This window comes from Aquicoccus sp. (genome assembly GCF_041686535.1).
Lineage (GTDB): Bacteria > Pseudomonadota > Alphaproteobacteria > Rhodobacterales > Rhodobacteraceae > Aquicoccus.
The window spans coordinates 1-12057 of sequence record NZ_JAWLDS010000092.1; the positions used below are offsets into that span (position 1 = coordinate 1).

Here is a 12057-nt window from a genome sequence, read left to right on the forward strand (position 1 = left end):
TAATTCGCCCAGTAGCCGTCGGAGGGCAAAGGTCTTGTCATCGTGTCTGATGTCATGCGGACGCTTTCTTTCCTTGATTACGCCTGGTCGGGCCGGGGTTTTCCGCTACTTGTTCATCATCGTCGCGGTGGCCCGGCCCCTGAAGTCGAATTTTGTCGAAGCGACGGCAGATTCTTCTGTTTTGACCAGTGGTACGGCTCGAAATGCCGCATCTCGGTCGCGGCCTAATACCCATGCCGTTGATCCACGTGACCAGGCAGCGCCGTGCCATCGCGGGTGGCGCGGATCACTGCCAATGCATGGTGCGCGCCCTCTGTCGCATCGGTTTGTGCCGCTGTGTGAGGTGTGACAATCACCCTTGGATCGGCCCATGCCCAGTGATCCTGCGGCAGCGGTTCGGGATCTGTCACGTCAAGCATCGCGGCTTGCAACCGTCCCGCGTCAAGCGCTGAGCGCATCGCCTCAATGTCGAGCTGAGCACCGCGCCCTGCATGGATCAGCGCCGCGCCATCGGGCAGCCCGGCAAAAAGATCGCTCCCCAGAACGCCGCGCGTCTCATCGGTCAGAGGCAGTAGACAAACCAGCAGATCGGTACGCGCCAGAAAGTCCGAAAGGTCGGCCTGCCCGTAGACGTTGACCCCCTCGACCGGCTGGCCCGAGCGCCGCCACCCGGCGACGTCAAAGCCGAGGGATGACAGGCTCGTGGCTGCCGCGCGCCCGATCCGGCCCAGCCCCATGATCCCGACGCGCGCGGTGCTGGCGGGGTGGGGCGGATGCCCACGCCATTCGCCCCGGGTGGCCTGTTCCAGATAGCGCGGCATGTCGCGATGCAGCATCAGCGTCGCCATCAGCACCCAATCACGCACTAGCGTGTCGATCCCCGGCGCCAGACTGCGGACCAGCGCGACACCGGGCGGCAGGACCGGCATCTGATCCACCCCAGCGCCAGTGCTGATAACCGCTTTCAGATTTGGATAACGGCCAAGATCCGCCGGGGGCTGCCAACAGGCCAGATGCGTGATCTTGGACGGGTCCCGCACGGCGTCCTCGCCCACGACGATGTCTTCTCCGGCGGCGTCGAAAATGGGGTGCCACGCGCGGGCGCGCTGTGGCGGGCCAAGCAATAGCAGCGTCATGCGCGGAGCACCTCGCGGATCTCGGGGTCTTCCAGCGTCAGGTCCAGAACCTTTCGCGTGCGCGCGACGATCTCGTCGATCTCGCCATCTGTGCAGCACAGGGGGGGCGCATAGCCGAAGATCCCCTGCGCGAAGCTGCGCACGATCAGCCCATTCTCCCACGCACGGTCGAACAGGCGGTTCGCCGGGTCGAGACTTGCAGGCAGCGTTGTCTTCTTTTCCTTGTCGGTCACAAGCTCGATCGCCGCCAGCATCCCGCGCCCGCGTACATCACCGACCAGCGGATGATCGGCCAGTCCGGCCAGCCCCGCCTGCAATCGCGCGCCCTGACGGCGCCCGTTTTCCAGCAGGCCACCTTCGTAGAGCTTCAGGACCTGTAGCGCGACCGCTGCCGAGACCGGATGCGCGGAATAGGTAAAGCCGTGCCCGATGGCCTTCTTTCCCGCACTCTCGGCGAGGGTCTGGTAGACATGCTCGCGCATGAACACCGCCCCCATCGGTACATATCCGGATGTCAGGCCCTTGGCGACGGTCATCAGGTCGGGGACGATCCCCTCATCCTCGCAGGCAAAGAGCGGGCCGGTGCGGCCAAAGGCCGTGATCACCTCGTCTGCGATGAAAAGGATGTCCAGCTCGGTGCAGACCTCGCGCATCGCCTTCATCCAGCCCGTGGGCGGCACCAGAACGCCGCCGGATCCCTGAATCGGCTCGACATAGAAGGCCGCAACCCGTTCCGGACCCAGTTCTTCGGCCTTGGCGCGCAGAGCGGAGACCGAGGCGGCGATGATCGCCGCGTCGTCGCATCCGACCGGGTTGCGATAGGCGTAATGCGACGGGATCTTGTGCTGCCAGTCATGCGGCAGCCCGAAGCCATCGTGAAAGACCGGCAAGGCCGTCAGACCCGCCCCGGCGGAGGCCGAGCCGTGGTATCCCTGCTCGACCGAGATGAATTGGTCGCGGCTTGGTTCGCCCTTGGCGTGCCAGTAATAGCGGATGAAACGGATCGTGCTGTCGACCGCATCGGACCCGCCAAGGCAGAAATAGACATGGTCGAGATCGCCCGGCGACCGCTCGGCCAGATCCGCCGCGAGACGGATCGGCGCCTCGGCGCCAAGATCGAAATAGCCGGTGGCGTAGGAAAGATCACGCATCTGCGTCGCGGCGGCCTCGACCACCGTTTCATGGCCGTAGCCCGCGTTGACGCACCATAGCCCTGCGAAACCGTCGATCAGATCTCGTCCCTCGCTGTCGGTTACGGTCGCCCCGTGCGCAGATTTCAGCACCCGCACCCCGCGCGCCTCGTGCCCGTGAAAGGAGGACACCGGATGGATCAGGTGCCGGCGGTCGAGTTCTACAAGGGAATTCGTTAGCATGGTCTTCTCCGATCAGGTTAGCCGAGCGCCTGCGACACAAGCGCGAAGGTCGTGAAATCACCAGACGGGGAAGGGCCGGGATCGCGGACCATGGCGGTGCCGCCACCGACACAGGACAAACCCAATGCGGCTACGTCATCCGACAGCCCCGCCCCCTCTGGCAGGTCGATGCGCAGGAAAGCGCCTGCATTCCGGCGGACCGCCTCGGCGATCAGGGCACGCGCGGTTGCCGCGTCGCGTGCGACCACGGGACCAATGACCTGCCCGCGTCCGAAATCACGCACCATCGCAAAGCCTCTGTCGGCCAGCAGGACATCCCCCTGCGCCGCGATCCTGTCCAGCAGGGCCTCGCGGTCGAGGCCCGACGCCGCATGGTCCATACGCACCAGCCCCGTCACGTCTTGCACGGGGCCCTCGCGCACCGGCACCCGGGCTGTCGCGGTCCGCGCGATGCCCTGATGCTGAACGATCCTGTATTTGGCATGAAAGCCCAGCTTTTCATAAAGCGGCAAACCGTCGGTGGTTGCGACCAGCCGCATCTCTGCCCCCGGTGCCAGGTCCATCGCTGCCGCTATCAGCCGTCGGCCCAGACCGTGGCCACGCATGGCCTCATCGACGATGATCATGTTCAGCAACGCCACGTCCCCGAAGCGGGTGCAACAGGCTGTGCCGACGACCCGCCGGTTGTTCAGCGCCACGACCCCTTCGGAGATCGCAAGCGCCATCGCCCAGTCCTGCTGCCGGTGCGGCCAGCCGACCTGCCGCGACAGGCGCACGGCGTCGGCCAGATGCTCGGGTGCGAAGGGTCGGATGTGCAGCCCCGACGCGGGCGAAATCGAGGTGGAGGCGTCTGGTATCATCTGATCACTCGTCTTGTTTTCCTGCCACGCTAGTCAGCGGGGATCGGCATGAGGCACCTGATGCGCGCCCGACGCGGCAGTTTGCCTTGCATCCCGTGGATCGCGCCGCAGAAAATGCCGCCGCTACACGGCGCAGCGCCGCCCAAGGGCCCGCACCATGTCGTGGCACGCGCGGAGTTCCGTCAGCGTCAAGTACTCCTCGGGACGATGTGCGCGGGCTATGTCGCCGGGGCCGCATATGATCGCCGGAATGCCGGCCTGCTGGAACAGCCCCGCTTCAGTCCCGAAACTGACCGCTGGCACAGGCGTCTGCCCCGAGATCCCGGCGGTCAGCGCGGCCAGCGGATGCCCGGCATCAAGGGCGAGGGGCGGGTAACTCGACAGCCACTCGGCCTCAACGCCGTGAAGATCAGCGGCGGCCAGAACCGGTCCGAACAACGCCTCGGGATCGTTCCCGGCGATGGCGCGGGCCTCGACCTGTGCCTCGGCACGGTCGGGAATGATGTTGAGGGCCTGGCCGCCAGCGAACGTTCCCACTTGCAGGCTGGACCATGGCGGTGCGAATCGCGCGTCACGAGGGCCGCGCGTTTGCAACTCAAGGGCCTGTGCCTCGGCAGCGACGAGCGCGGGCAGCAGCGTATGGATCGCATTGCGTCCCAGATCGGGGCGCGAACTGTGACCCGCCGCGCCCACAGCCCGCAGGCGCAGCGCGGCCTTGCCCTTGTGCGCCAGCACCGGCACCAGTCCGGTCGGCTCTCCGACGATGCAACCAAGCGGTGGTGCGCAAAGCTCCGGCAGTCGGGCGATCAGGTGTGGCACGCCCTTGCAGCCCGCCTCTTCGTCGTAGGACAGCGCGATGTGGATCGGTGTCGCCGGGTCCATCGTCACGAGATCCGGCCCGGCGGCTAGCACGGCGGCGACGAAGCCCTTCATGTCGCAGGCGCCGCGCCCGATCAGCCGGTCGTCCTCGTGGCGCAGGATGAACGGATCGGCGCGCCAGTTGGGCTCTTCCGCCGGCACGACATCGACATGACCCGACAGGATGTAGCCGGGCCGTGTCGCATCGCCGATGGTCGCGAACAGGTTGGCACGGTCACCTTCCGGCCCGACGAGAATATGGTACGTGATCCCGTGATCATCGAGCCAATCCGCGATATCGTCCATCAGGCGCAGGTTCGGGCGTCCGACAACCGTTTCGAAGCCAACAAGCCGGGTGAGCATTTCTTGTGGCGTGCGGCAATGGGTCATGGCGTCATCGTGTCCTTTCGTCAGGTCGTCCGGGGGCCTGCCTCATCGTGCAGGACTGCGGGGTATCGCGGGCACCGCGTCGCGGCGGCCCGACGGCACCATTTGCCGGATCCCACCCGCGCAACGCGATATTCTGCGGCATGCCCCGCAAACGCGGCAATCCATTCCGCCCGAAAACCGCCAGCATGGCGGCAATGAAGACGCTTCCGGAGAGCACCATGACGTTCAGTCCCAAGTTCATTACCTTCGATTGCCACGGAACCATGATCTTTTACGACATGGCCGGGGCCGTGCACGATCACTACGGCGATACGCTGTCACCCGACGCGCTGAAGGTGTTCATCCGGAACTTCGCGGCCTACCGGCTCGACGAAGTGTTGGGCGCCTGGAAACCTTATGCCGACGTGGTGCACAATTCGCTTGAACGGACCTGCAAGCGCACCGGCGTGCCGTTCGCCCCGAAGATCGCCACCGAGATCTACGAACGTGTGCCGACATGGGGACCGCACGCGGACGTGACCGCCGGTCTTTCGAAGATCGCGGGGAAAATTCCGCTGGTGGCCCTGACAAACGCGATGAACAACCAGATCCCGCAGAACATCGCCAACCTAGGCGTGCCTGTCGATCATGTCTTCACCGCCGAGGATGCGCAGGCCTACAAGCCGCAGATGCGCGCGTTCGAATACATGTTCGATCAACTCGGATGCGGGCCGGAGGATGTGCTGCATGTCTCGTCAAGCTTCCGCTACGATCTGATGACGGCGCATGATCTGGACATCACCCACAAGGCGTGGGTCAATCGCGGCCACGAACCGGCCAATCCATACTACGGATATACAGAGATTTCCGACATTTCGGGCCTGCCCGCGCTGGTCGGGTTGTAAGGCGCGCGGTGCAGGGCATGAAATACGCATCCTACTGGCACGAAACCGCCCCGCCGTTCGAGGCCGGGATGCACGGCCCTGTGGAGGGGCGGTTCGACATGGCGGTGATCGGCGGCGGCTTTACCGGGCTGAGTGCTGCAAGGCGGCTGGCCCGTGCCGGCGTATCGGTGGCCCTGCTCGAGGCCGAGCATGTCGGTGCCGGTGCGTCGGGCCGCAATGGCGGGCATCTCAACAACGGGATCGCGCACGGCTACGCGGCGGCCAAGGCGCATCTGGGGGGCGATCGCGCCCATGCCTTGTATCAGGCCTATAACCAGTCCATCGACACGATCGAAGATACGATAACCGAAGAGGGCATCGACTGCGACTTTCGCCGCTCGGGCAAGCTCAAGCTCGCGTCAAAGCCGGGCCATGTCGTATCGCTGCGCGAAAATTGCGACCTGATCGCGCGCGAGGTTGATCCCGATGCGCGCTGGCTGGACCGCGATGCGCTGCGCGACGAGATCGGGTCGGATGCGTTTTACGGGGCCTGCCTGCAACCGAAATCCACGATGATGCATATGGGGCGCTACGTGTCGGCACTGGCGCGGGCGGCCAGCGGACACGGCGCGCGGATCTGGGAAACCGCTCCGGTGACGGGCCGGCGCAAGAAGGATGGCATCTGGCATCTCGACACCCCGCGCGGCACGCTGCGCGCCGAGCGCGTGATCGCCGCGACCGGGGCCTATTCCGGCGCTGTCCAGGGCGCGCCGCTGCAACCCTTTCGCAAGCGCATCATCTCGGTCGGGTCGTTCATCGTGGCGACACGCCCGCTGACCGACGCCGAGGTCGCCGCGACACTTCCGGGCAACCGCACCTGCGTGACCTCAATGAATATCGGCAACTACTTTCGCCTGTCGCCCGACAACCGGCTGATCTTTGGCGGTCGGGCAAGGTTCTCGGCCCGGTCCGATCAGCGCTCGGATGCCAAATCCGGAGATATCCTGCGCGAAGGGATTGTGCGGATCTTTCCGCATCTTGCCGATGTCGGTATCGACTATTGCTGGGGCGGCCTCGTGGGTATGACCAAGGACCGTTTCCCCCGCGCGGGCGAGATCGACGGCATGATCTACGGAATGGGCTATTCCGGGCACGGCGCGCAGATGTCGACGCTGGTGGGCGCGGCGCTGGCCGACATGGCCATGGGCCACGAGGGCACGAACCCACTGGCCGGGCTCGTCTGGCCCACCGTGCCAGGATATTCGGGGCGTCCGTGGTTCCTGCCGCTGGTGGGGCTGTGGTTCGGGATCAAGGACCGGCTGTCGTGACGCCGCGCGCCTAACCCAGTGAATGTGCGGCAAGGCCGAACATCCGCGGGCCGGTGAGCGGACGGCGCTGGCGGCCCAGATACATCTCTGTGACCGTATCATGAACCCCCATCCCGGCAGCCGACAGGAAAGCACTGAACAATTCGCTTTCACCGGGCAGGTCGAGCCGCACGATTTCGCCTTCGCTGCGCTGAATCAGGGGCGCGGCAAGCATCATCGCGATGCGTTCAGTCTCGGCGACGAGTGGTCCGATGACCCGACCCCGGCCGAACGGCCGGCGCAGCGCGAAGCCGCATATTTCGCCGCCAGCCTCGGCCACCACCCCGTCGGACAATTGCAGCATTTTGTCGATCGTACGATCGCGCGCGGCCCCGTACGCCTGCGTGTCGAGCGCGCGGATCGCTGCCGCGTCGCCGGGCTCCATCTCGCGCAGCGCGATGCCCGGCACTGCGTCGGGCAGATAGATCCGCCGGGTCGTGCCCTGATGCTGCCAGACCGTGCCGAGAGGCACGAACCCCGCATCCTTGTAAAGCCGGTAGCCCTGCCGCGTCGCGCTCAGCCGCAGGTCGCACTCCGGGCAGTCGTCCATCACCCTGCGCAGCAGCCAGCGTCCCGTGCCCATCGTCTGAAGCCGCGGGGCGGTGACCATCATCCCAAGCATGGCGAAATCCTCATGCGCCCGGAAACACATCGCAGAGCCCAGGGCGCGTCCAATCTCGTCGATGGCCAGATACCCCTCGCCAAGCGCGATGAACACGTCCAGGTCGCGCGCGCGATGCGCCCAGAACACCCCGACCGTCAATTCGTGCAAGAGCGCGCGACCGGAAGGGCCGATCCGGTGCGCGGTAGCCGTGAACTTGTCGACGCGGAAACTGTCGCTCGTGTGCGCGCCTGCCCCTTGCGCGGTGTTGTGCTCCGTCGGTTCGCCCAGCCGTTTCGCCATTTGTTCGCAGATCCCCGTCTGTCCATCGCGGTGGCACATAAAGCTAAGCCGCGCTGGAGAAAATCACACATTTTGCACAATATCGTCCATGCGCCACGGTTTTTTCTGCGGTTTCGAGCCCGCATACCACAGCATATGCGCTTTCTTTCCTGCGAGGATCACGCATGAACCGCCCTGTTCGGGATCGGACCAGGTGCCACGAGTGAACCCCATGTAAGGGAAAAGGAGCTTTCCACCCATGCGCGACGATCCGTTGTTGCAACCCTGCCAGATCGGGGGTCTGACGCTGAAGAACCGCCTGCTGATAACCGGGCACGAACCGGGCTATGCCGAGGACGGGCTGCCCAAGGATCGCTACCGCGCCTATCACGTCGCACGCGCGCGTGGCGGTGTGGCGCTGACCATGACCATGGGCTCGGCCTCGGTCGCACCCGACAGCGCGCCGTCGGGCGGCGGCGTACAGGCGTTCCGTGACGAGATCGTGCCATGGATGCGGTCGCTGGCCGCCGAGTGCCATGACGAGGGCTGTGCGGTGATGATCCAGTTGACCCATCATGGCCGGCGGACACGGTGGGATCGCGGCGACTGGTTGCCCACCATCTCATCGAGCATCGAGCGAGAGGTCGCCCACCACCACGCCGCGAAACTGGCAGAGGATTGGGACATTTCCAGGATCATCGACGATTACGCCACCGCCGCGGAGCGCATGCACGAGTCTGGGCTGGACGGGATCGAGTTCCTGGCCACGGGACATCTGCTGGATCAGTTCTGGTCGCCACGGTCCAATCATCTTGACGGGCCCTATGGCGGGTCTCTTGAAAATCGCATGCGCCTCGCGATGGAGGTTCTGACAGAGACGCGGCGCCGCGTGGGGCCGGGCTTTCTGCTAGGGCTGCGTTATGCCGGCGACGAGATGTGCGCCGATGGCGTCGATGCCGAGGAAGGTCTGGAAATCTCGCGCCGGCTGAAGGATAGCGGGCTGGTGGATTACCTCAACGTCACCCGCGGGCATATCGACACGGATGCGGGGCTGACGGACATGATCCCCGTGCACGGCATGCGCAGTGCGCCGCATCTCGCGGACGCAGCCCGCCTGCGCGCGGCGACAGGCATTCCGGTGCTTCACGCCGCCAAGGTGGCGGACGTATCCACCGCCCGCCATGCGATCGCCACCGGCATGGTGGACATGATCGGCATGACCCGCGCGCACCTGGCCGATCCCGATATCGTGCGCCGGATCGAGGCCGGGCAAGAGGATCGCATCCGGCCCTGCGTCGGGGCGAATTTCTGCCTCGACCGGCGGTTTCAGGGGGCTGCGGCGCTTTGCGCGCACAACCCGTCCACCGGCCGGGAACAGGAGCAACCCCACGCGATCGTGCCCGCCGACACCCCGCGCCGGGTGCTGGTGATCGGGGCCGGTCCGGGCGGTCTGGAAGCGGCCCGCGTGGCCGCCGAACGGGGGCACGACGTCGAGTTGCACGAGGCGGCGAACGATCCCGGCGGTCAGGTGCGGCTGCTGGCGCAATCCGAAAGGCGGCGCGAGATCCTGTCATTGATTGGCTGGCGTATGGCCGAATGCGAAAGGCTAGGCGTGCGGTTCCACTTCAACAGCTTTGCGGAACCAGAAACCGTGACAGGGTCCGGCGCGGATCTGGTGATCGTCGCAACTGGCGGGCTGCCGCATGACGTGCCGCTGCAGACCGGGCAGGATCTGCCGGTCTCAAGCTGGGATATCTTGTCGGGTGATGCGCGGCCGGGCCGCGATGTGCTGGTCTTTGACAATGCCGGCGATGCGGCCGGTCTTCAGGCGGCAGAGATGATCGCGGCGACGGGTGCACGGGTCGAGATCGTCAGCCCCGACCGCGCGCTGTCCTCGGAAGTGATGCCCATGACGTTGACGCCGTTCCTGCGCGAGATGCAGGGCCGCGACGTGCACTTCACCGTCACATGGCGCCTGCAGGCGGTGCGCCGCGAGGGCAACCGGATGATGGCCGATCTGTGCAGCGATTACAGTGCCGCGCGAATGACACGAGAGGTGGATCAGGTCGTGGTCAACAACGGCACCGTGCCGCTAGACGATCTGTATTTTGCATTGAAACCGCTGTCGCGCAACCTTGGCGAAGTGGATCGGGACGCTCTGCTGTCGGGGAACCCCCAAGACATCGAACACAACCCTGAAGCCGACTTTTGGCTTTTTCGGATCGGTGATGCTGTGGCCTCCCGCAACATCCACGCGGCGGTTTTTGATAGCCTACGACTTTTGCGAACACTTTGAACGGTATACGAAAGCAGCCCGAGAGCGCCATTTCGTCAGCGCCACGCTGATCGGCAACTTCGCCCTCATGCCAATTGTCTTCGGCGCTGATTGTCGCTTCGGATCAGATTGAGAACCTGTTTGTCATCGCGGCTCAGTGCGCGTTTTGGCCAGGCGCCCTTGATGCCATCAACCGCTTGGGCGAAGCCTTCGATCCGCAGCCGAGCCCAGATCTTCCGGTACCACTCTCCTGAAAAGGGCGAGGCACGGATCACCGCCTCGATGTGGCCGAGCAGGTCGGCGTCGCTGCACGCACCTTGCGGGCCACGTCGCTTGGATGAGCGCGCATCATTGGCAACCGTTTCCGGAACACGATGTCGATACACCGCCTCCCGGGACACTATCACGCCGCCGATCCGGGGTTTTAGGATATCGCTGAGCGGCTTGGGGTGCTAGGGTGAACATTACTGGCATGGCGTCGCATAGGTCGGCCGGAAGATGACCTCACCGAATATCGAGCCAGCGCATGGCCGTGCGCAGCAGGTGGTCTTAGTCGTCCGCCGTAGCCTCGTCCGTAAAAGCGTCAATTTCGTCTTCGGGCAATCCTGCCGCGCGCGCAGCTTGGCGGCACCTTCCGAGAACGGTAAAGGCATTGCCGTCATGGCCGGGCAGCGTGACGATGATCTCCGGGTGCTTCGGGGTCATGAATGGATCTCCAATAAATGGTCACCGGGACAGCAGGCGTATTCGTTGCGAACAGTCCAGTTGAATATCAGGGGCTTGGCGATACGCGCCGACAGGCCCGCACCTGGTCTCGCAGCACCGCGTAATCGGTCAGCCATTCCACGATCAACGCCCCCTCTGGCAGCGCCGCCATCTCGTCCGCCACTCGCACCTGCTCGGCCCGGCTGTATTGCACCTCGGGCGGACAGACCCCGGGCGGAGCGTCAGAATCCACCCCCGCGCAACCGCTCAAGAAGAGCGTCACGATCACGAGGCCGCTGCGCAGCCGCGTCCAGCATTTGACGTTGAATGGCATCATTGCGCTCCAGCATGTCCAGCCGCTCGGCGGCGCGACCGGCGCGCACGCGCCAGAAACGTTTCTGCGATCCTGTGTGGGCAGTCGGTGCGCAGCCATTCCCCGGATCGTTTATCGAACCGCTCCCAGTTTGCGGCGCGTGTCATCGCCTCGGCCATATGGTGGGCTTTGACATCGACCAGCCGCGGGGCATCGACGATCCGGCCGCCAGAGATATTGACGGGGACCATGGCGGGTCGCACGACCATGCTGCCGCGCTGGTAGTATCCCAGCTTCGCCTGCATCAGCGCGCCTTCGGCCTTGTCGATGGTCTCATGCAGGAAGCCCGCGAAAACCTTGATCGTGGAACGGTCATCATTCTGCGGGGCATAACCGTCGGGCTCCGTTTGGGCCGCCGCAGATCGCGTGCGTTGAGGCGTCTCGACGCGCCAGCCATTCTGCCGCGCGAGCCAGAAAAGGGTGCCCACGGTTATGCTGCGCACCTCCGAAAAACTGTCCCATTTCTCTGCCGTGTAAGGCGGATCGTTCTTGGCCGCCTGCGCGGACCATTCCTCCCAAAGGACGCGCCCATCGGCGCCCAGCGCGGCGTAGAGCGCCAGCCCGACCCGAATCCACTCGTCATAGGACAGGTCATCATTGGGGATGTAAGACAACGCCTCCTCGACCAGTTCGGACGACGGTGGCTCACGGCGCCGCAGCCCGGCAACCTTTCGGCCCTCGCGCTCAACGTCGCGCGTGTCCGCTTTGGTCTGCCCGCCGTGTTGGCGCAAATAGGCATCGGCCGCAGTGATGAACGCCGCGCATCGGTCCCGGCTGACCAGGGGCAGCTCGTGAAGCGGCACGTCGAGCGGCGAGCATTCGGGCCAATGGTAACCGTTGCGATGCAGCGCCAGCCGCAGGTCGGTCAGATCCTCTTCGTTTGCAGGCTGAGAAAGTGCGCTATCGGCCATAGGGTCACTCCTCCTCCAATTCCCAGCCTGCAAAGTCGTCCAACTTGAGATCCGCCTCGCTGG

13 protein-coding genes are annotated in these 12057 nt (G+C 65.1%); 3 read left to right on the top strand and 10 right to left on the bottom strand.

Features of this window, described 5'->3' with window-relative positions; translation table 11 throughout:
• Positions 1-224: 224 nt before the first annotated feature.
• From ACESL9_RS14685 to argE, 4 genes are all read right to left on the bottom strand, one after another.
• Positions 225-1136 (bottom strand): 2-hydroxyacid dehydrogenase, encoded by a 912-nt coding sequence (locus ACESL9_RS14685; protein ID WP_372675070.1) that lies wholly within the window; start codon positions 1134-1136, stop codon positions 225-227.
• The gene (locus tag ACESL9_RS14690) at positions 1133-2509 is read right to left on the bottom strand and encodes an aspartate aminotransferase family protein (RefSeq protein ID WP_372675071.1); all 1377 of its coding nucleotides are present in this window, start codon (positions 2507-2509) and stop codon (positions 1133-1135) included. Before ACESL9_RS14690 ends, ACESL9_RS14685 begins: the two co-directional genes overlap by 4 nt.
• 17 nt (positions 2510-2526) lie before the next feature.
• A complete protein-coding gene (locus ACESL9_RS14695) occupies positions 2527-3369 on the bottom strand; it encodes a GNAT family N-acetyltransferase (RefSeq protein WP_372675072.1) in 843 nt (280 codons plus the stop codon).
• Positions 3370-3492: 123 nt separating this feature from the next.
• Entirely contained in the window at positions 3493-4617 is a 1125-nt protein-coding gene (argE, locus tag ACESL9_RS14700) for an acetylornithine deacetylase (RefSeq protein ID WP_372675073.1), read from the bottom strand.
• 218 nt (positions 4618-4835) lie between these two features.
• Between argE and ACESL9_RS14705 the strand changes: the two genes are divergently transcribed.
• Both ACESL9_RS14705 and ACESL9_RS14710 read left to right on the top strand, forming a co-directional pair.
• Entirely contained in the window at positions 4836-5501 is a 666-nt protein-coding gene (locus ACESL9_RS14705; RefSeq protein WP_372675074.1) for a haloacid dehalogenase type II, read from the top strand.
• Positions 5502-5518: 17 nt separating this feature from the next.
• Positions 5519-6808, top strand: coding sequence for an NAD(P)/FAD-dependent oxidoreductase (locus ACESL9_RS14710; RefSeq protein ID WP_372675075.1), 1290 nt, complete (start codon positions 5519-5521; stop codon positions 6806-6808).
• 10 nt (positions 6809-6818) lie between these two features.
• Here the strand turns inward: ACESL9_RS14710 and ACESL9_RS14715 are convergent, their stop codons facing one another.
• Positions 6819-7751: a GNAT family N-acetyltransferase gene (locus ACESL9_RS14715; RefSeq protein ID WP_372675076.1), complete on the bottom strand. Its 933-nt coding sequence runs from the start codon at positions 7749-7751 to the stop codon at positions 6819-6821.
• A 63-nt stretch (positions 7752-7814) separates the two neighbouring features.
• Complete coding sequence (locus ACESL9_RS14720) at positions 7815-7991, bottom strand: hypothetical protein (RefSeq protein ID WP_372675077.1); 177 nt, start codon at positions 7989-7991, stop codon at positions 7815-7817.
• Between ACESL9_RS14720 and ACESL9_RS14725 the strand changes: the two genes are divergently transcribed.
• Positions 7990-10026, top strand: coding sequence for an FAD-dependent oxidoreductase (locus ACESL9_RS14725; protein ID WP_372675078.1), 2037 nt, complete (start codon positions 7990-7992; stop codon positions 10024-10026). The genes ACESL9_RS14720 and ACESL9_RS14725 overlap by 2 nt on opposite strands.
• A 65-nt stretch (positions 10027-10091) precedes the next feature.
• Here the strand turns inward: ACESL9_RS14725 and ACESL9_RS14730 are convergent, their stop codons facing one another.
• The 4 genes from ACESL9_RS14730 to ACESL9_RS14745 all read right to left on the bottom strand — a co-directional run bounded on the left by ACESL9_RS14730 (position 10092) and on the right by ACESL9_RS14745 (position 11994).
• Positions 10092-10412 carry a hypothetical protein gene (locus tag ACESL9_RS14730; RefSeq protein WP_372675079.1) on the bottom strand — a complete coding sequence of 107 codons (321 nt, stop codon included), beginning with the start codon at positions 10410-10412 and terminating at the stop codon, positions 10092-10094.
• A gap of 142 nt (positions 10413-10554) precedes the next feature.
• Complete coding sequence (locus ACESL9_RS14735) at positions 10555-10710, bottom strand: hypothetical protein (RefSeq protein ID WP_372675080.1); 156 nt, start codon at positions 10708-10710, stop codon at positions 10555-10557.
• 67 nt (positions 10711-10777) lie between these two features.
• Positions 10778-11044 carry a hypothetical protein gene (locus tag ACESL9_RS14740; RefSeq protein ID WP_372675081.1) on the bottom strand — a complete coding sequence of 89 codons (267 nt, stop codon included), beginning with the start codon at positions 11042-11044 and terminating at the stop codon, positions 10778-10780.
• Positions 11044-11994 (bottom strand): PriCT-2 domain-containing protein, encoded by a 951-nt coding sequence (locus tag ACESL9_RS14745; RefSeq protein ID WP_372675082.1) that lies wholly within the window; start codon positions 11992-11994, stop codon positions 11044-11046. Before ACESL9_RS14745 ends, ACESL9_RS14740 begins: the two co-directional genes overlap by 1 nt.
• Positions 11995-12057 lie beyond the last annotated feature (63 nt).